This window comes from Micromonospora sp. ATLC20, assembly GCF_057196585.1.
The window spans coordinates 1-19,420 of sequence record NZ_JBXUOV010000110.1 but is presented as its reverse complement, the minus strand read 5'-3'; the positions used below and the strand labels follow the sequence as shown (position 1 = coordinate 19,420).

Below are 19,420 nucleotides of genomic sequence, written 5' to 3'. Positions count from 1 at the left end.
GGCCGTCGCCGCCGCGCGCGGCCAGCCGCTCGGCGAGCAGCAGGCCGACCGGCCCGGCGAGCCCGAGGGCGATCAGGCCCGCCGGTGCGGCCTCCACCCGGAGGTACGCCTCGAAGCGGTGCACCGGCGGCTCGGCCGCGGTGTCGGCGCGCACTGTGCAGCGGACCTCCCGCACCGGGGCGGGGAAGCCGCCGCCGGACAGCAGGTCCACCGGCCCGTCGACGGCGGCGGCGAGCAGCCCGGCCGCGTCGGTGATGCGGACCTCGGCGCCGAGCAGCGGCACCGTCTCCTCGTCCGGCCGTACCTCGGTCATCGGCAGCCCTCTCCTCGCGGCGGCGTCCGCTTCCCTCGCGTGGCGTCCGCCTCCGAGTCTGGCACCGGCCCGGCCGGGCGGCCACCGCTCAGCTCGCCTCGGCGAGCAGGCCGTCGACCAGGTCGCGGGGCAGCCCGTGGGTGTCGTGCAGCCAGTGGTAGTCGCGTTCGGTCAGCGGCCCGCGCTCCCGTACCCGGTCCACGATCGGCCGTCCGCGTCGAAGCAGTCCACGGAAGCGGCGTTCCTCGTCCACGAGCGTCGCGTGCAGCGAGCCGACGTCGACCGACCGCTCGTCGGGCCGCCTGCTCGGATCGGGCAGCTGGCGGAAGCGGCGCAGCGTGTCCCCGTACACCTGGGGTGGCAGGTCGTCCAGGGTGCGCGCGGGGTCGTCGCGCCACAACACTGTCAGCGCGCGGCGCAGCAGCCGCCGGAGCACGTACCCGCGGCCGGTGTTGCCGGGGCGTACCCCGTCACCGAGCACGACCACCGCGGACCGCAGGTGGTCGGAGACCACGCGCAGATCCCCACCGCGCAGGTCCCACCGCTCCCCCACCGCGTCCACCCACCGGCGCAGCCCGTCGCCGGTGAACACGGACCGGTCGCCGCGCAGCACCATCTCCAGCCGTTCCAGGCCCATACCGGTGTCGATGCTGGAGTGCGGTAGCGGCGTGAGCCGGCCGTCGGGGTGCCGGTGGTAACGCATCTGCACGTGGTTCCACACCTCCACCCAGCGCTCGTCGGTGCTCGGTGTGCCGGTGGGCGGGCCGTCGCCGGTCCACACGAAGATCTCCGAGTCGGGTCCGCAGGGGCCGGTCGGGCCGTTCGACCACCAGTTGTCCTCGCCCAGCGCCTCCACCGGGACGCCGAGCCCGGTCCAGGTGTCCCGCGCGGTGTCGTCCGGCCCTTCACCGTTGCCGCCGCCGAAGACCGTGGCGTGCAGCCTCCCCGCCGGGATGCCGAAGCCGTCGGTGAGCAGGTCGAAGCCCCAGCGCAGGCTGGTCGCGATGTCGTAGTCGCCGAGCGACCACGAGCCGAGCATCTGGAACACGGTCAGGTGGGTGTCGTCGCCGACCTCGTCCAGGTCCGTGGTGCGCAGGCACCGCTGCACGTTCGCCAGTCGCCGTCCGCCCGGGTGCGGGCGCCCCAGCAGGTACGGGGTGAGCGGGTGCATGCCGGACGTGGTGAACAGCACCGGGTCACCGGGCGGCGGAACGAGCGAACTCTCCGGCGCAAGCCGATGGTCGTGCCGCTGGTAGTGGTCGAGGAACGTCCGGGTGATGTCGTCGGGTGTCATGGCGGGTGCCTTCCGGGTACGGGTGACCGGACGGCCCGCCGCGCGTTTCACGGCGTCGACACGACGACGCCGGCGGACCGTTTCCGGTCGCCGGCGTGGGTGTGGGGCAGGTCAGGCGGCGGCAACCGGCGAGCGGGAAGCTCGCGCGGCTGCGGCGGTAAGACTGCGCCTGCTCTGCATACATCGACGGTAGCCGGGCCCGCACCGTCCCGCCCACCCCTTTTCCCGCGCGCCCCCGCGCCCCGCCCGCTCAAGGTCAACTCCACTCCCCCGAAATGGCGGGGTCACCGGCACTCGGATGCCGCCACTTCGCCGAGCTGGAGTTGACCATGCCTCCCGAAGAGCGGGTGGAACGCCATGGGTGTCAAAACGGGCCGGAGACACCCGTGGTGTTCCACCCGGGCGGGAGGTGGGCGGTGGGCGTCAGCGAGAGGGGGTGAGCAGGCGGCGGTAGAGGGCGTCGAGGTGTTCGGCCTGCGCCTCCCACGTCCACCCGGGCAGTGGCGAGTCCGGGCCCTCGTATGCGGCGCGGTAGCGGGCCGGATCCGCGAGCACCGTCCGGACGGCGCGGGCCAGGTCGGCGGCGTCGCGGGCGCGGAACACCTCGCCCTGCCCGGTGGCGCGGACCGTCTCGGCCATGGTGCGGACGTCGCTGACCACGATCGGCAGCCGCGCGTGCGCGTACTCGAAGAACTTGGTGATCAGCGCGATCTCGTGATTCGGCCAGTGGTGCAGCGGGATCAGCCCGACGTCGGCGGTGGCGAGGAACGCGACGAGCTGGCGGTGCGGCACGTACGGCAGCACGTGCACCCGGTCGCCCACCCCGTGCCGGGCCGCGCGGGCGACGACCTGGCGGACGTAGGCGGCCTCCGGGTCGGCGACGACGAGCGCCACGTGTACGCCGGGCAGCAGCGGCAACGCCTCGACCACCGTGTCCACGCCGCGCTGCACGGCCATCGCGCCGCTGTAGACCAGCAGCGGCGTGCCCGGGGGCAGACCGCAGCGCTCCCGCAGGTCAGGAGCGGGCAGATCGGCGGGCTCGGAGGCAGTCGGCCCGGAGGCGGACCGCTCGGGGGTGGTCGGCTCGGGGGCGGTCGGCTCGGGGGCGGTGGTGACCGGGGCGTTCAGCACCACGGTCGGGCGTTCGGGCAGCGCGTGGTCGCGTACCAGCAGGTCGGCGAGCGTGTCGGAGACGGTGACGACCGCGTCGGCGTGATCGACGTACTCGCGGACGTAGCCGAGGTGGGCGGGCAGCCAGCGGGCGTTGTCGCGACGCGGCCGCGCGCCGGGCAGCCACTCGTGCGCGTCCCAGACCAGCTTGGTGTCACGTCCGGCGGCACGGGCACGGTCCACCGCGCGGGCGGCCACGCCGAGCATCCGGAAGTCGTGCGCGTGGATCAGGTCGGGGCGCAGCTCGTCGACGACCGGTCCGGCGGCCCGTTCGTAGTCCCAGAGTCCCGGCTCCAGCCGCCGCCAGGCTCCGTCGCGCAGCCGGGCCCGCCAGTAGCGGACCTCGGCGTGCTCGACCGGCCGGCGGGCCAGCCGGGCCGCGCGCAGCGGCAGCCCGCCCCGGGCCACCAGTCGCGCCCGCAGTCCGGGCACGCCACGCAGGCGGGAGCCGCCGCGCGAACCAGCGTCACGGCCCGAAGCGGAGCCGTCGCCGCCCCCGAGACCGAGGTCGGCGGAGGCGCCGGGGCCAGGGACACCAGCGCTCGGGCGGGAGACGACGGTCGATGCGGTGGCGGGTGGAGTAGCGCGAGCGGCGGCGAGCGGCAGGACGCGTACCTCGGCGGCGCCGAGCCGCCAGCGGCGTTCGGCGTCGACGTGGGCGCAGCCGATCAGCGTGACGTCCCAGCCGGCCTCGGCGGCCGAGCGGGCCGCCTTCTGCACCCGCGAGTCACCGTCGATCGCGTTGTCGACGAGCATGACCACGCGCCGCATCGCCGTTCCACCCTTCACCCGTACGCCCGGACGGGCGCGAGTGTACGGGGACGCGGGACCGTCACGACGGCCGCGAAACCGGCTCTGAGCTGCGGTGACGCCGACTGTGCAGGCGATGGTCGGGTGCCGGCCGGTGAACGTTCACCGGCCGTGCACCGAGCGGGCGGGTCAGGCCGTACCGGAGGAGGCCAGCGCGGCCGGGGCGACCGGCTGCCGGCTGTCCTTGCGGTTGGGCAGCGACAGGCGGATCACCTTCCACCAGGCGGAGGCGACCTGCTTGGGCAGCGGGCCGGTGGTGTAGTGCAGGCCGTACCTGTCGAACAGCGCCCGTACCTGCGGGGCGACCTCCTGGTAGCGGTTGCTGGGCAGGTCGGGGAAGAGGTGGTGCTCGATCTGGTACGACAGGTTGCCGGTCATGATGTGCAGCAGCCGGCTGCCGCTGATGTTGGCCGAGCCGAGCATCTGCCGCAGGTACCACTCGCCGCGGGTCTCGCCCTCGATGGAGGTCTTCTCGAACGTCTCCACGCCGTTGGGGAAGTGCCCGCACATGATCACCGAGTGGCTCCACACGTTGCGCAGCAGGTTCGCGGTGAACGTGGCGGCGAGCGTGGACAGGAACGACGGGCCGGACAGCAGCGGGTGCACCACGTAGTCCTTGAGCACCTGGCGGCGGATCTTGCGCCCGACGGCCCTGGCCTTGGCCCGGAACTTCGGGTCCTTGAGCTTGCGCTGCTTGAGGTGGTCGCCGAGCTCCATGTCGTACGCGGCGATGCCGTACTCGAAGAACATGGCGTTGAGCAGGTTCCACAGCGGCTGGCCGAGGTGCATCGGGTGCCACGGCTGGTCCTCGTCGACGCGCATGATGCCGTACCCGAGGTCGTTGTCCTTGCCAACCACGTTGGTGTAGCGGTGGTGCAGCTCGTTGTGCGACTGCTTCCACTGGTCGGCCGGGGAGACGTGGTCCCACTCCCAGGTGGTGGAGTGGATCTTCGGGTCGCGCATCCAGTCCCACTGGCCGTGCAGGACGTTGTGCCCGATCTCCATGTTCTCCAGGATCTTGGCGACCGTGAGACCGGCCGTGCCGACGATCCAGGCCGGCGGGAACAACGAGAACAGCAGCACCGCACGGCTGCTCATCTCCAGTGTCCGCTGGGTCTTGACCACCTTGCGGATGTAGCGGGCGTCCCGCTCCCCCCGGTCGGCGAGGACCCGGTCCCGGATCGCGTCCAGTTCCTTGCCGATGATCTCGATGTCCTCGGCGCTCAGGTGGGCGATCGGGTTGACGGCCTTCTTCTGGATGACGGTCACGTGGGTGGCTCCTGTCAGAGATCGATGTCGCAGGTACCGGCGGCGGCCGACACGCACGTCTGGACCAGCACGCCGTCCCCCGGTACGGCAGTGGTGACGTCGCCGTTGCGCAGGTCGCGCACGGCGCCCTGACGCAGCGGTACGACGCAGCCGAAGCAGATGCCCATCCGGCACCCGGAAGGCATCAGCACCCCGGCGTTCTCCCCCGCGTCGAGCAGGGTGGTGGCGCCGTCGGACTCGACGGTCACGCCCGCCCCGGTGAAGGTCACCGTTCCCCCCTCGCCCGGCGTGATCACCGTCGGGCGGAACCGCTCGGTGTGCAACCGGTCGACGAGGCCGTTCGATGTCCAGTACCCCTCGACGGCGTCGAGCATGCCGATCGGCCCGCACGCCCAGGTCTCCCGGTCGAGGTGGTCGGGCACCAGGCCGGCCAGTTCGGCGACGTCGAGCAGGCCGTCGGTGTCGGTGTGCCGCTCGACCAGCCGCAGCGCGCCGCGGTCGGCGAGCGCGCGCAGTTCCGCACCGAAGATGACGTCCTCGCGGGTGGGCGCCGAGTGCACGAGCACCACGTCGGCCCGGTCGGCCAGCCCGGAGCGGAGCATCCCCATGACCGGGGTGATGCCGCTGCCGGCGGTGAGGAACAGGACGCGCTCGGGCGTCGCGGCGGGCAGCACGAACTCGCCCTGGGCCTGGTCGAGGTGCACGATCGTGCCGGGCCGGAGCCGGCGTACGAGGTAGTTGCTGACCTTGCCGTCGGGGATCGCCTTCACGGTGACGGAGATCCGGCCGCCGGGGGCGCCAAGCGGCGAGGTGAGCGAGTACGCGCGCCACTGGCGCACGCCGTCGACGTCCACGCCGAGGCGGATGTACTGCCCGGGCGTGTGGCCCTGCCAGGCGCGGCCGGGTTGGATCACCAGCGTGGCCGCGTCGCGGGTCTCCGAGCGGATCGCGACGATCTTGCCGCGCAGCGGGGCGCCCGCGCGCAGCGGCGCGATCAGGTCGAGATAGTCGTCCGGCAGCACGGGCGTGGTGACCGTCTCGGCCAGCCGCAGCAGCCTGTCCCGGAAGGTGACCTTCTGAGGGCGGCGGGAGGCAGTTGTGGTCATATGACCAGCGTGACCGCCCGATCGCATAACATCTTGACCGGCAAAGGTGAAACAGTCGCGGGTTTTTGTTCGGAGGGAACAACATGATGTCGGAGGCCGGCACGGGGCAGCGCGCCGCGCACCTCAACCTCGACGCCGGCATGGCCGCGACGCTGCGCGGCCGGCTGCCGGTGGTCGCCGAGCGGACCGTCTCCGCGATCACCGCCGAGGTGCCGGACTACTCCGGCGCGCTCACCGGCGCCATGCGGGCGAAGATCGAGAACGCGGTACGCATCGCCCTCGGCACGTTCCTCCAGCTCATCGAGGGTACCCAGGCGTTCGACCCGAGCACTCCCCTGGCCCCGGCGCTGGAGGCCGCGTACGCGCTGGGCAGCGGCGAGGCCCGCTCGGGGCGCAGCATGGACGCGCTGCTGGCGGCGTACCGGGTGGGCGCCAGGGTCGCCTGGCGCGAGGTGTCGACCACGACGGTACGCAGCGGGCTGGCCGCCGAGACGGTGGCCGAGTTCGCCGAGCTGATGTTCGCCTACATCGACGAGTTGTCCGCGGCGAGCGTGGCCGGGCACGCCGACGAGTTGGCCAGCGCCGGCCGGATGCGCCGCCGCAGCCTGGAACGGCTCACCCAGCAGTTGCTGGCGGGCGAGCCGGAGGAGTCGTTGCGGCGCAGCGCGGAGCGCGCCGACTGGCCGCCGCCGCAGACCCTGACCGTGGTGCTGCTGCCCCGCCGGCACCTGCGCGCGGTGCTGGCGCTGCTCAGCCCGTACACGCTGGAGAGCGGTGAGGACCTGCCCGGCATGAACCCGGTCGAGGAGCTGGCCGTACTGCTGGTGCCGGACATGCACGGCGGCCGGCGCCGCCAGCTCACCCGGCTGCTGCACGGGCACCGGGCGGTGCTCGGCCCGGCCCGGCCCTGGCACCGGGTCGCCGCGTCGTACCAGCGCGCCACCCGGGCGCTCGCACTCGACCTCGGCGAGGCGGACGCCGGGCCGGTCGACACCGAGCGCCACCTGGCGACGCTGCTGCTCAGCATGGACCCGGAGGCCCTGGCCGACCTGCGCGCGCAGGCGCTCGCGCCGCTGGCCGCGCTGCCCCCGGCCACCGCGCAACGGCTGGCCGAGACGTTGCGGTCGTGGCTGCTGCACCAGGGACGCCGCGACGAGGTGGCCGCCGACCTGTTCGTGCACCCGCAGACCGTCCGCTACCGGATGGGCAAGCTGCGGGAGCTGTTCGGCGACCGGCTGCACGACCCCGCCACGGTCCTCGACCTGACCATCGCTCTGGCCGTACCCCCGGAGCCGGAGGGGGCCTGACGCCGCGCCGGGGCGCACGGCCCGGTGCGGCCGGGACCTCCGGCCCTGTCCGCCCGCGACGGCGGCGGGCAGGGTCGGAAGGGGACGAGCAACCAGGAGGGCCGCCATGAACAGCTCATCGACCCGCACCGAGCAGGACCCGAGGGTACGGGTGCTGGAGGCGGCCGCCCGGCAGTCCCTGCACGCCCCGTCGGTGTTCAACACGCAGCCCTGGCGCTGGCGGGTCATCGACGACGTGCTGGAGTTGCGCGCCGACGCGGACCGGCAGCTCGCCCACACCGACCCGGACGGCCGGCTGCTGATGCTGAGCTGCGGGGCCGCCCTGCACCACGCGCGCGTGTCGCTGACGGCGGTCGGCTGGGCGGTCACCGTGGAGCGGCTGCCCGACCCGGCCGACCCGTCGCTGCTGGCCCGGGTACGTACCACCGGCCCGGCCGACCTGGACGTGCCGGCGGGCCGCCTGGTCGACGCCATTCCGCGCCGCCGCACCGACCGCCGGGCGTACGGGGATCGGCCGGTGCCGGAGGCGGTGCTGGGCCGGCTCGGCGACGCCGTGGAGGCCGAGGGCGCGCACCTGCACGTGGTCCGGCCGGACCAGATGCCGATGCTCGCCGTCTCCACCGGTCGCGCCGCCGACGCGGAGCTGGCCGACCCCGCGTACCGGGAGGAGCTGCACCGCTGGACCCATCGCCCGGAGGGCAGCGGCGACGGCGTGCCCGCCGCCACCGCCGTGCGGCCGTCCCCGCGCCGGGTGCCGCTGCGCGACTACGCCCCCGGCGGGGCGGCCGGGCTCAGCGCGGGCGCGGACTTCGACCGGGGCGCGGCGTACCTGATCCTGTTCGGCGAGTCCGACGAGCCGGCGGCCTGGCTGCGCGGCGGCGAGGCGCTGTCGGCGCTGCTGCTCACCGCCACCGCCGAAGGGCTGGCCAGCGCGCCGCTCAGCGACGCCGTGGAGCTGGCCTGGCCGCGCCGGATGATGCGCGACCTGCTGGCCGGCATCGGAGACCCGTACCTGGTGGTGCGCGTGGGCTGGGGCCCGGACGCGGAGCTGCCGCCGGCGCCGCGCCGCGCGCCGGCCGACGTGATCGAGGTGGTGGACCAGCCGCGGTGACCCGGCGCGGTCCGGCGGGCCGCCGCCGGCACGACGGTCGTCGTAGCCTCGGCGGGTGTGGAACCTCGACCCGGCCGATGCGTTCGTGGTCTTCGGCGACCAGGACTCCGGGTGCGTCTCGTACGGTGTGGAGTCAGCGGGCCGGCGCTGGTTCGTGAAGCGGGCCGGGACGCCCGCGGCGCGTGAGTCGCTGACCCGCGCGCTGGGCCTGCACGCCGCGGTCCGGCACCCGGCAGTGGTCCGGCCCGAGCTGGTACGTGACGGCACGGACGGCCCGACGCTGGTGTACCCGTGGTGCGACGGCGTCGTGCTCAACCACGCCACCACCGGCGGCGGCAGCGACCGGAGCGGGCTGGCCCGCTTCCAGCGGCTGCCGGTCGCCGAGGTCCGCGCGGCGCTGGCAACGATCCTCGACGCCCACCTGGCCGTGAGCGCGGCCGGGTATGTCGCGGTCGACCTGTACGACGGATGCTTCCTCTACGACTTCGACGCCCACCGGATGCGGCTGATCGACCTGGACGAGTACCGCCCGGGGCCGTTCGTGCTCGACTCCGACCGGCTGCCCGGCTCCCGTCGTTACCTGTCGCCCGAGGAGCTGACCCGGGGCGCGACGATCGACGAGCGCACCACGGTCCACGCGCTGGGTCGTACGCTGCACCACCTGCTCGACGGCCCGTCCGGCTGGCGGGGCACCGCCGCCGAGCGCGCGGTCGCCGACCGGGCCGGCCGGTCCGATCCGGCGGAGCGGTACGCCACTGCGGCCGCGATGGTTCGGGACTGGCGAGCCGCCTGATTCGCCGGCCTCGTCAGGCCGGGTCTCGACGCCCCGCGCCCACCCTTGCGGGTAACTTTCCGTTACAGCAGCCCGAGTCGGCGGCGAATCACGGAGGGTGACGGAGATTTCCGGGGTCGAATGGGTTGAATTGTCCGCCACATGCTCCTGAACAGCGGCGATGCGCGGCGAGCCGAGAGCTGGACGCATACCCCATCGCGCCCTTTGCTCTGCAGCCACGTACGCAGCAGTGGCCGTCAGTCACCGATGCGCCGATGGCTGCAGAGCAAAGGGCGCAGGGTGAGTTCCGCCCCGGAGCCGCGGAGGTTACTTTCGGTGACGGCCGATCCAGGCGGCGGCCGGACCCCGGCACGACCGGATCCCGCCCGATCGGGCGCGTGCAACCAGGCCGCACACGATCGAGCCCGGTGCGACCAAGCCCCGACGGGGTGGCGCCACGTTCGGCGGCGGGAGGCGAGGCGCCGCACCGGCGGATCAGCGGGCCGGCAGCGACAATTCCGCATAGTCCACTGTCGGCACGGCCCGGCGCCGAACATATTCACGTCTATCTGTTGACGCGTACGGGATCGACGACAATCATTACTCTCGCTGGATCGACGTACCATGAATGTCGGATCTGGTGGCATTTCTTACCCCTCGACGGGATCGCGCCGGGACCGCGATTCCGCCGGGCGACCATGCCCGGCGCACGCCCGGCCAATCCTATCGAGTCGCTAGGAATTGTCGCCGCTCGCCCGAGGAGTCCGCCGGTGGACGGGAACGACGACGCTCCCGCACCGAGCCCGCCGAGGCCGGTGCAGAACGGCTCTGAGCTGCCCGAACAGCTCGCCTTGCACGGCGGACAGCCGGTGCGGCGTACGCCCTGGCCGACGTACGACAAGGGCGCGGTGTTCGTGCACAGCGAGGACGAGGACGCGGCTATTCGCGCCGTCCGCAGTCACCTCTACTTCCGATATGACCACCGGCCGCCTAATGAAACCGAATGCGGGCGGTTCGAGGACGAACTGTGTCGTTATTTCGGCACCCGGCACGCGCTGGCCGTTTCCAGCGGTACCGCCGCGCTGGCGCTCGCCCTGATGGGCGCCGGAGTGCCACCGGGCTCATTGGTGGCCTGCCCCGGATTCACTTTCGTCGCCACCCCCAGCGCCATTGTGCTGGCCGGTTGCCGGCCATTCCTGGTCGAGGTGGACGACGACCTGCGGATGGACCTCGACGACCTGCGCCGCCGGTGGCGGCCGGAGATCCGCGCCGTCATGGTCGTCCACATGCGCGGCTTCGCCGCCGACGTCGAAGCGCTGGCCGCGTTCGCCGCCGAGATGGGCGTGCCGCTCATCGAGGACGCGGTGCCGGCGCTCGGCGCCGAACTCAACGGGCGCAAGCTCGGCACGTTCGGCGCCGCCGGGGCGTTCAGCACCCAGTCCGACAAGGCGCTCAACTGCGGCGAGGGCGGCTTCCTGATCACCGACGACAGCACCCTGTTCGCGCGGGCGGTGGCGCTGTCCGGGGCGTACGAGGGGCGGCTGGGGCGGCACTTCCCGCACGGCGAGCCGCCGCTGACCGGCCTGGACCTGCCGCTGCTGAGCCTGCGGATGGACGAGATCCGCGCGGCCCTGCTGCGCGCCGAACTGACCCGGCTGCCACAGCGGCTCGCACTGTTCCACCGCAACTACGCGCACGTCAGCGCCGCCCTGGCCGGGCTGCCCGGGATCGCGGTGCGGCGGCCGGTCGCGCCCGGGGCGTACCTCGGGGAGGCGTTCGTGTTCCGCGTGCCCGGCGGCGACGCGGGCTGGGGCGACGCCGGCTGGTTCGCCCGCGCGCTGCGGGCGGAGGGGATCGACGCCCGCAACATCGGCGCGGACGACGACCTCAACGTGCGGGCGTTCTGGAACTGGCGGTTCCTGTACGACAGCGCCGACCCGGGCGAAATCCGCGCGACGCTGCCTCGTACCGCGCGGCTGCTGACCGAGACCGTCGACGTGCCGCTGTCGTCGAACCTCACGCCCGGGGACTGCGACGACCTGGTCCGCGCGGTTCGCAAGGTGGCCGCCGCCCGTGAGACCGCGCTGGTCGGGTCGTGACCGGCGCGCACACTCCGGCCCGGCCGCTGCCCCGGCTCGCGCTGGCCGGGCTGCTCGGCGGACTGTTCACCGGCTACCTCGGACTGACAGCGGTGATCCCGGTGCTGCCCGGCTTCCTGCGCGAACGGCACGACGCCGGTGACCTGACAGTCGGCGTGGTGGTCACCGTGACCGCGGTGACCGCGCTGCTGGTCCGGCCGGTCGCGGGCGCGCTCGCCGACCGGCACGGCCACCGCACGGTGATGCTGGCCGGGGCGCTCGTGGTGGCCGGTGGCGGCCTGCTCTACCTGGCCCCGCTGGGCGTGCCCGCGCTGGTGGCGGTCCGGCTGCTGCTCGGTGCCGGTGAGGCGGCGCTGTTCACCGCCGGTGCGGTGTGGATCGTGCAGCTCGCCCCGCACGAGCGGCGCGGCCAGCTCATCGGCCTGTACGGGGTGAGCATGTGGGGCGGCATCTCCGCCGGCACGTTCCTCGGCGCCACCGTGCAGCAGGCCGGCTATCAGGCGGTGTGGCTGCTCAGCGCGGTCGCCCCGGCGGTCGGCGCGGCGCTCGTCGCGCTGGTGCCCGCGCCGGCGCGTACCGCACCCGCGGCGAAGGGCGCCGGGCTGCTGCTGCGCCCGGCGCTGCTGCCCGGCATCGCGCTCACCTTCGGCGCTGCCGGGTACGCGGGTCTGGCCGCGTTCGTCGTGCTGCACCTGGACGCGCGGGGCATCGGCCACGGCGTGGTGGTGCTGAGCGTCTTCAGCGCCGTGTACGCAGGCACCCGCCTGGTCATCGGGCACCTGCCGGACCGGCTCGGCCCCCGCCGGGTCGCCACCTGGTGCGGGGTGGGCGAGGCGGTCGGTCTGCTGGTCATCGCGGTAGCGCCGAACCTGCCGGTGGCGGTGGCCGGCAGCGTGGTGATGGGCGTCGGATTCTCCCTGCTGCACCCGTCGCTGGCGCTGATGGTGATGAACCGCACCGACCCGGCGCGGCAGGGCGCGGCGATCGGGGCGTACACCTCGTTCTGGGATCTGGGTCTGGCGGTGTGGGGGCCGGCGACCGGCCTGGTCGCGGCCGGTCTCGGCTATCCGGCGGTGTTCGTCGCGGGCGCGGCCGGCGCGGCGGTCGCCGCCGCGATGGCGCTGCGCATCGGCCGGGTCGCGCCCGCGCCGGCTCCGGCGGAGGTACGCGCGGCATGAGCGCACCGGTGACCGTCCTGAGCGTCAACGGCTGGTGCCGCAACGGCAGCACCATCATCGGCAACGTCCTCGGCGAGGCGCCCGGTGTGGTGCACGTCGGTGAGCTGCACTTCCTGTGGAAGAACTCGACCGGGCGCGGCGTGAACGACAGGTGCGGCTGCGGCGCCGCGCTGACCGGTTGTCCGCTGTGGTCGGCGGTACTGCCGCTGGGCCGTCCGGCCGGGATGTCGGCGGACGCGCACGCCGCCGAGGTGATCCGCCGGCAACGGGCCCGGCTGCGGACCCGGCACACGTGGCGGGTGCTGCGCCGGGGGGCGTACGACGCGGACACCCGGGCGCACGCCGACCTGCTCGGCGCGGTCTACCGGGAGGTGGCCGCGCGCACCGGCGCCCGGGTCATCGTGGACAGCACCAAGATCCCCGGCGAGTCGGCGTTGCTGCCGCACGTGCCGGGTGTCGAGGCGTACTGGCTGCACCTGGTGCGCGACCCGCGCGCGGTGGCGCACTCCTGGCGGGAGCCGAAGGAGTACGTCTACGCGATGTCGGCGGCGCGCAGCACCGCGTACTGGCACGGGTTCAACCTCGCGTCGGCGGCGATAAACAGGCGTCACCCGGACCGGTCGGCGTTCCTGCGCTACGAGGACTTCACCGCCGACCCGGCCGGCGCGATCGGTGACCTGCTGAAACTGGTGGGCGTCGACCCGGCGGCCAACCCGGTACGGGACCGGAGCGTCGAACTGCGCGGCAACCACACGGTCACCGGCAACCCGGACCGCTTCCGGACCGGCCGGACCGTCATCCGGGACCGCGACGACGGGTGGCGGCGCACGCTGACCGGCCGGCAGCGGCTCGCAGTGGCGGCGCTGGCCTGGCCGCTGTCCACCCGATACGGCTACCGGTCCGGCGGGCCGGCCGGCGACCCGGCGTACCCCGGCGCGGCGGCCCGCGTCGGCGAGACGGAGAGGTGAGGACGTGGATCTGGGGCTCAAGGGCCGGGTGGCGCTCGTCGCCGGCGGCACGAGCGGCATCGGGCTGGCCTGCGCGAAGGAGTTCGCCGCGGAGGGCGCGCACGTCGCGGTCTGCGGGCGTGACCCGCAGCGGCTGGCCGCCGCCGAGCGGGAGCTGACCGCGGTGGCCTCGGGCCGGGTCAGCGCGACCGGCGTGGACCTCACCGACACCGGCGCCGCCGCCCGCTGGGTGGACCGGGTCGCCGCCGAACTGGGCGGCGTGGACGTGCTGCTGGTCAGCGGCGGCAGCCCGCCCGTGGGCACCGCCACCGGTTTCGGCACCGACGACTACCGGGCGGCCGTCGACCGGGTGCTGCTGCCGGCGGTGGCGGTGTCGCTCGCCGCGCTGCCGCACATGCGCGCCGCGGGCTGGGGCCGCCTGCTGCTGGTGGCCTCCGAGACCGCCTGCGTGCCGATCGGCCCGCTCGTGCTGTCCGGGGTGACCCGGGCGGCGCTGGTCCGCTTCGCCCAGGGCCTCGCCGTCGACGTGGGCCGCGACGGCATCACCGTGAACGTGCTTGCGCCCGGCGGGGTGCGGACGCCGCCGATGGAACGCGCCGCGACCCGGCTCGCCGGCGCGGACGGCGACGTCGAGGCGCGGCTGGCCGCGATGGGCCACCACAGCGCCGTCGGCCGGCTGGCCCGGCCCGAGGAGGTCGCCGCGGTGGCCGCGTTCCTGGCCGGCGAACGCGCGTCGTACGTGACCGCCGGGGTGCACCTGATCGACGGCGGCGCTGCCGCCACCGGCCCCGACCTGCCCCACCTCACCGGCGTCCGCAAGGACACCTACGCCTGACCCACCGACCGCCGCACAAGGGAGTGCCCATGTCCACGACCAGCCGGTTCACCGAGCGGGACGTCTCCGAGTTCTTCGACCAGACCACGCAGACGTACCTCAGCTTCTGGGACAGCGAGGGCGTGCTGCACACCGGCTACTTCACCGGCGAGGACGACGCCGACTACCACGCAGCAGCCGACCGGACCTCCGACATCCTGGCCGCCGACGCCGGGATCGACGCCTCGGCGAACGTGCTCGACGTCGGCTGCGGCTGCGGCAACTTCCTGCTGCGCCTGGCCGAACGCACCGGATGCCGGGGCGAAGGGCTGGACCTGAGCATCGAGCGGGTGCGCTTCGCCGAGCAGCGGCGCGCCGAGCGGGGTGCTGCGCTTCCCGTGTCGTTCCGGCACGGCTCGGCCACCGCGCTGCCGTTCGACGACGGCACGTTCACGCACGTGGTCAGCCAGGACGCGCTGTTCCTGGTGCCGGACAAGCCGCGCAGCCACGCCGAGATGTTCCGGGTGCTCGCCCCCGGCGGGGTGCTCGCGGTTTCCGACTTCCTCCAGCCCACCGAGCGGATCGGCGAGGCGGCCCGCCGGCACGTCTACGACCGGGTGCGCTGGAACGACGGCTACTCGCTCGACGGCTACCGCCGGGCGCTGACCGGGGCCGGATTCGTGGACGTGGTCGCGCGCAGTCTCGACGCGCACATCAGGCAGACGTACCGGGTGCTGGGCCGCACCGCCCGGGAGCGTGCGGAGACGACGGCGGACGAGGCGGCGCGGACCTGGATCCTCGGCTTCGCCGACTCGTGCGACAAGATCCAGGCGGCGATCGACAGGGGCGAGTTCGGCTGGGGCATGTTCGTCGCCCGCAAGCCGGCCTGAGGGAGGGACAGCAGATGTCGCAGCGCACCGACACCGTGAAGCGGACGATCGCCGAGGTGGTCGCCGAGCGGAAGACGCAGATGTCGCCCGGCGCGACGTTCGTCGAGGCGTTCGCCAAGGACGGCTTCGACACCAGCGTCGACTACGACGTGACGATCACCGACTCGCTCACCAGTTCCCGGCGCAAGCCCCGCTACCCGTCGCGGAACATGCTCAAGGTGGTGGACCTGTCCCGGGATCCGCAGGACTACTACTGGCACGAGAGCCCGCCCCGCCCGGACGACCCGGCGGTGGACGGCGCGGACCTGCGCCGGGAGGCGGCCAACCACTTCCACCGCTCCCCCATCCCGCCGCTGCTCACCACCACCGCGTGGGTGCAGGTGCCGGACACGCTGTGGGAGGACCCGGTCAGCTTCGCGCAGTTCATCGACTACCGGCTGGTGGTGCGGCTCGCGACGGCCGAGAACCACACCATCCTGCGCGGCGAGGGCGGGCTGCTGACCATGCCGGACCTGGGCCGGCTCACCGACCCGGGGCCGTTCGCGTCCACCGTCCTGGCCGCGTGCAACGAGGTCGAGCAGATGGGCAGCACCGCCGACGGACTGATCATCAACCCGGCCGACTACTACCGGCTGCTGGGCAGCGGTTCGCTGATGCGGGACGTGGAGGACAACGGCGTGTTCATCGTGCGTACCCGGCTCGTCGACCCGGGCACCGCGATCGTCGGGGACTTCGGCCACGGCGCGCTGCTGTTCGACGCCGGCCGCTCCACCATCGGGTTCGCGGAGCCGCCGCCGGGCACGTTCGCCGAACCCGGGGTGGCGTTGCGCGCCGAGATCTGGGAGCGGGTCGTGGTGAACCTGCCCACCTGCTTCTTCGTCGTGACGCTCTGACCGGCGGCGATTGATGACGACGCCGGGCCGTACCGACCCCGACGTGCTGGTGGTCGGCGCGGGCGTGGTCGGCCTGTGCTGCGCCTGGTTCCTGCGCCGCGCCGGGCTCAGCGTGACGGTGGTGGACCGGGGCGAGGTCGGCGACCCGGCGGCCTGCTCGGCCGGGAACACCGGTTTCGTCGGCACCCAGGGCTCGGCGCCGCTGGCCGAGCCGGGGGTGCCGGCCACCGGGATCCGCTGGCTGTTCAGCCCGGAGAGCCCGTTCGCGGTCCGGCCCCGGCTCGACGGCGCGCTGCTGGCCTGGCTCTGGCACTTCCGCCGGCACTGCACCGAACGGCACGCCCGCGCCGGGTTCGAGACGCTGCTCGCGCTCAAGCAGCGCAGCCTCGCGCTGCTGCGCGAGATCTGCGCCGAGGACGAGCTGGCCGGGACGCTCACCGAACGCGGCATGATCCTGGCCTGCCACACCGAGCAGGGGTACGCGAAGGCACGCCGGACGATCCCGGCGGCGACCGAGCGTGGCGTGCCGCTGCGGGAGCTGGACCGGGCCGAGCTGGCCCGGCTGGAACCCGGCGTCGACTTCGCGGTGGCCGGGACGCTGCTCAACGAGGAGGGCGCCGCGCTGCGCATCCCGGCGTTCCTGGTGGCGCTCGCGGCGGCGCTGCGGGCCCGGGGCGTGGACGTCGTCACCGGCGCGGAGGTACGCGACTTCGAGGTGACCGGGCGGCGGGTACGCGCGGTGCGCACCACCAGGGGCGAGCTGCGCCCGGCCGAGGTGGTGATCGCCGCCGGGGTGTGGTCGGCGGCGTGCGCCCGGATGCTCGGTGTCGGGCTGACACTGCAACCGGCGAAGGGTTACACCGTCACGCTGCCCGCCGGGCCGGGCACGCCCACCCGGCCGGTGCTGCTCAGCGAGGGCAAGGTCGCGGTGATGCCGCTGGGTGACCGGGTACGCGTCGGCGGCACGCTGGAACTGTCCGGGCTGGACACGTCGATCTCGCCGCGCCGCGTCGACGGGATCCTGCACACCGCGCGGCGGTACCTGCCGGCACTGGACACCGGCCGCCGGCTGGACGTGTGGAGCGGCCTGCGCCCGTGCACCCCGGACAGCCTGCCGCTGATCGGGCGGGCCGGCGGCTACGACAACGTCAGCGTGGCCACCGGGCACGGCCACATCGGGATGGGCCTGGCACCGGCCGGGGGGCAACTGCTCGCCCAGCTCGTCTCCGGCGCCGAGCCGGACCTGCCGCTGGAGACGTTCGCCGTGGACCGCTTCCAGAGGGGGATCTCGTGAACGACCGGCCGGAGATCGGCGTGCTCTGCCTCGACACCAGCTTCGACAAGATCCCCGGGCACATCCGCAACCCGGACACGTTCGACTTCCCGGTGCGCTACCGGGTGGTCGAGGGCGCCACCCCGCGTCGGCTGGTCCGCGAGGCCGACCCGACGCTGCTGCGACCGTTCGTCGACGCGGCCCGCGATCTGGAGGCGGCCGGGGTCGCCGGGATCACCGGGGCGTGCGGGTTCCTCGTGCTGTTCCAGGCCGAACTCGCCGCCGCCGTGCGCGTGCCGCTGTGGTCGTCGAGCCTGGTGCAACTGCCGATGGTGCACCGGCTGGTCGGGCGTCCGGTCGGGCTGCTGGTCGCCGACGAGGCCGCGCTGACGCCGCGTCACCTGGCCGCGATCGGCGCCGCCGACGTGCCGGTGGCGGTCACCGGCATGGCCGGGCAGCCGGAGTTCCGCGAGGTGATGCTGGAGGGGCGGCGCGACGCCCTCGACGTCGAGCGGCTGGCCGCCGAGGTGGACGGGCGGGTCGACGCGCTGGCCCGCGCGCACCCTGAACTGGGGGCGATGGTCGTCGAGTGCACCGACCTGGTGCCGTTCGCCCACCGGATCCAGGCGCGGCTGGGGGTGCCGGTGTTCGACATCGTCACGCTGACCACGATGGCGTACGCGAGCCTCACCCGGCGGCCGTACCACCGGAAACAGCGCGGACCGCAATGAGGAGCTGTCGGAAAACTGCGCCGGAAACCGCCGGTTTCGTACCCGGCCGGGGCGCAACGACAACGGGCGACCCGCTGACGTGCGGCACTTCCGCCGATTAGTCAATAATTGCGGCCGGAAGAAGTGGGCGACCGGCTGGAATAACTGTTCCGTGGGCGCGCTCCCGGGCTCCTGAATCGACGCAGAGTGAGCCGATGGTGGCAGTTTCGGCAGGCCGTCGCCGCGGTCAGCCGCACCAGTCGTAACCGGGCGCACGGCGGGTGCGGTGCGCCCGCAACGGGACGCCGGAGGTGGCGGCGAGCACCGCCCGCCGCGCGGTCGCCTCGATCCGCCGGCTGTCCGCCCCGGTGAGGCCGATCTGGTTGAGCAGACACCGCAGCGGGGTGGTCAGTTCGTCCGGCCCACCGGCCACCGGAACGATCCCCGACCGGCGCAGCACCCCGGTCCACCGCGCCACCCAGCCACGCCCCTCGGCGAGCAGCCCGGCCACGCCGCGCAGCCGCGCCGGCACCCCGGGTGGCGGCGACCGCAACCACTCCACGCAGTGTGGACAGGCGTCCGGTCCGGCCGGCGCGGCGGCTGCCGAGCCCGGGTACGCGGCGGCGACCCCGGCGCACAGGAACGTGGCGAGGGCGAGGTCGCAGCCTGTCCGTATCCGCGCCGGGCGGGTGGCGGTCGCCGCGATGATCTCCAAAGCGAGCGCGCTGGACTGCTCCCGCAGGTCGGTGTGGCGTACCGGAAGCGCGCCGGGCTCGGGGCACACGGTCACCGGCCGGCCGGCGCTGCGGCCCGCGAGCACGAGACCGGCCAGCCGGGCCCGGACCACGCCGGGGTCGGTGCAGCGGCCGTGCACGTGGACGTCGGCGGAACCGCGCCGATCGTAATACCAGCCGGTAACCTCACCGCTCCGGTGCATACCCGAAAAGAGCGGACCGATACCCCTCGTCAGAAAGGAGTCGGCATGGGTCGAACGGCCCGGTAACGGACAGTGCAACAGCACCCAGTCACCGGTTTCCTGACCTCGTTTGCGCATGGGCGAACCCTTTCCGCGAAACACCGCGACCAGTGTCGATCGCCGGCCCGTCGTCGACAGTGGGGGAAACCCCACATTGCATCGGGGCGTTAGGGTCGTGGCGTCAACAACCGTCGATTACGCCGGTATCCGGCGCAACGGCGCGCCCGCCCGGCGCCGCGCCGTGCAGCGGCACATCATGGACAGCGACGCCCGGGCGGAGCAGGCCGGGGTCGGGCGCCCGCCCGGCGCACGTCCCGAAAGGATGCAGGTGTCCGATGGCGAGCCTCGACGACGACCCGGAGGGAGCCGAACCGGCGTCGTTCGTGGGCCGGGCAGCCCCGCTGGCGGCGGCGCGCCGGGCCGTCACCGCGGCGGCCGACGGCACGTCCACCGTCCTGGAGCTGCCC

Annotated in this window: 16 protein-coding genes and 1 pseudogene; 11 read left to right on the top strand and 6 right to left on the bottom strand. The window is 74.0% G+C overall.

The features are described from left to right. From AC2CHG_RS21140 to AC2CHG_RS21120, 5 genes and pseudogenes are all read right to left on the bottom strand, one after another. A pseudogene (locus AC2CHG_RS21140) lies at positions 1-313 on the bottom strand (ATP-binding protein); the annotation flags it as partial. A gap of 88 nt (positions 314-401) precedes the next feature. After that, positions 402-1,607 carry an alanine--tRNA ligase-related protein gene (locus tag AC2CHG_RS21135; RefSeq protein ID WP_484525410.1) on the bottom strand — a complete coding sequence of 402 codons (1,206 nt, stop codon included), beginning with the start codon at positions 1,605-1,607 and terminating at the stop codon, positions 402-404. Positions 1,608-2,030: 423 nt separating this feature from the next. After that, the gene (locus tag AC2CHG_RS21130; protein ID WP_484525409.1) at positions 2,031-3,548 is read right to left on the bottom strand and encodes a glycosyltransferase family 4 protein; all 1,518 of its coding nucleotides are present in this window, start codon (positions 3,546-3,548) and stop codon (positions 2,031-2,033) included. Positions 3,549-3,716: 168 nt separating this feature from the next. After that, entirely contained in the window at positions 3,717-4,856 is a 1,140-nt protein-coding gene (locus tag AC2CHG_RS21125; protein ID WP_366620505.1) for a fatty acid desaturase family protein, read from the bottom strand. Between the two features lie 14 nt (positions 4,857-4,870). Next, a complete protein-coding gene (locus AC2CHG_RS21120) occupies positions 4,871-5,962 on the bottom strand; it encodes a ferredoxin reductase (protein WP_366620503.1) in 1,092 nt (363 codons plus the stop codon). 83 nt (positions 5,963-6,045) lie between these two features. Here AC2CHG_RS21120 and AC2CHG_RS21115 point away from each other — a divergent pair, with 83 nt between their 5' ends. The 11 genes from AC2CHG_RS21115 (at position 6,046) to AC2CHG_RS21065 (ending at position 17,998) form a co-directional block, all read left to right on the top strand. Then, positions 6,046-7,269 carry a PucR family transcriptional regulator gene (locus AC2CHG_RS21115; protein ID WP_366620501.1) on the top strand — a complete coding sequence of 408 codons (1,224 nt, stop codon included), beginning with the start codon at positions 6,046-6,048 and terminating at the stop codon, positions 7,267-7,269. Positions 7,270-7,375: 106 nt separating this feature from the next. Beyond that, a complete protein-coding gene (locus AC2CHG_RS21110; RefSeq protein ID WP_402805362.1) occupies positions 7,376-8,380 on the top strand; it encodes an Acg family FMN-binding oxidoreductase in 1,005 nt (334 codons plus the stop codon). Between the two features lie 55 nt (positions 8,381-8,435). Further along, positions 8,436-9,173, top strand: a complete 738-nt coding sequence (locus tag AC2CHG_RS21105; protein WP_484525408.1) for a serine/threonine-protein kinase — start codon at positions 8,436-8,438, stop codon at positions 9,171-9,173. A gap of 749 nt (positions 9,174-9,922) precedes the next feature. After that, the gene (locus AC2CHG_RS21100; protein ID WP_484525407.1) at positions 9,923-11,251 is read left to right on the top strand and encodes a DegT/DnrJ/EryC1/StrS family aminotransferase; all 1,329 of its coding nucleotides are present in this window, start codon (positions 9,923-9,925) and stop codon (positions 11,249-11,251) included. Continuing rightward, positions 11,248-12,429 (top strand): MFS transporter, encoded by a 1,182-nt coding sequence (locus AC2CHG_RS21095; RefSeq protein WP_262014456.1) that lies wholly within the window; start codon positions 11,248-11,250, stop codon positions 12,427-12,429. Before AC2CHG_RS21100 ends, AC2CHG_RS21095 begins: the two co-directional genes overlap by 4 nt. Continuing rightward, on the top strand, positions 12,426-13,397 hold the full coding sequence (locus AC2CHG_RS21090; protein WP_366620495.1) for a sulfotransferase family protein: 972 nt from the start codon (positions 12,426-12,428) through the stop codon (positions 13,395-13,397). Before AC2CHG_RS21095 ends, AC2CHG_RS21090 begins: the two co-directional genes overlap by 4 nt. 4 nt (positions 13,398-13,401) lie before the next feature. Beyond that, positions 13,402-14,232: an SDR family NAD(P)-dependent oxidoreductase gene (locus tag AC2CHG_RS21085; protein WP_366620493.1), complete on the top strand. Its 831-nt coding sequence runs from the start codon at positions 13,402-13,404 to the stop codon at positions 14,230-14,232. 29 nt (positions 14,233-14,261) lie between these two features. Next, entirely contained in the window at positions 14,262-15,101 is an 840-nt protein-coding gene (locus AC2CHG_RS21080) for a class I SAM-dependent methyltransferase (RefSeq protein ID WP_484525406.1), read from the top strand. Between the two features lie 14 nt (positions 15,102-15,115). Then, positions 15,116-15,994: a family 3 encapsulin nanocompartment shell protein gene (locus tag AC2CHG_RS21075; protein WP_120570291.1), complete on the top strand. Its 879-nt coding sequence runs from the start codon at positions 15,116-15,118 to the stop codon at positions 15,992-15,994. Positions 15,995-16,007: 13 nt separating this feature from the next. Continuing rightward, positions 16,008-17,288, top strand: coding sequence for an NAD(P)/FAD-dependent oxidoreductase (locus tag AC2CHG_RS21070; RefSeq protein WP_355512920.1), 1,281 nt, complete (start codon positions 16,008-16,010; stop codon positions 17,286-17,288). Continuing rightward, positions 17,285-17,998 carry an aspartate/glutamate racemase family protein gene (locus tag AC2CHG_RS21065; protein ID WP_484525405.1) on the top strand — a complete coding sequence of 238 codons (714 nt, stop codon included), beginning with the start codon at positions 17,285-17,287 and terminating at the stop codon, positions 17,996-17,998. Before AC2CHG_RS21070 ends, AC2CHG_RS21065 begins: the two co-directional genes overlap by 4 nt. A 226-nt stretch (positions 17,999-18,224) precedes the next feature. Here the strand turns inward: AC2CHG_RS21065 and AC2CHG_RS21060 are convergent, their stop codons facing one another. Next, positions 18,225-18,851, bottom strand: coding sequence for a hypothetical protein (locus AC2CHG_RS21060; RefSeq protein WP_357209614.1), 627 nt, complete (start codon positions 18,849-18,851; stop codon positions 18,225-18,227). Positions 18,852-19,420 lie beyond the last annotated feature (569 nt).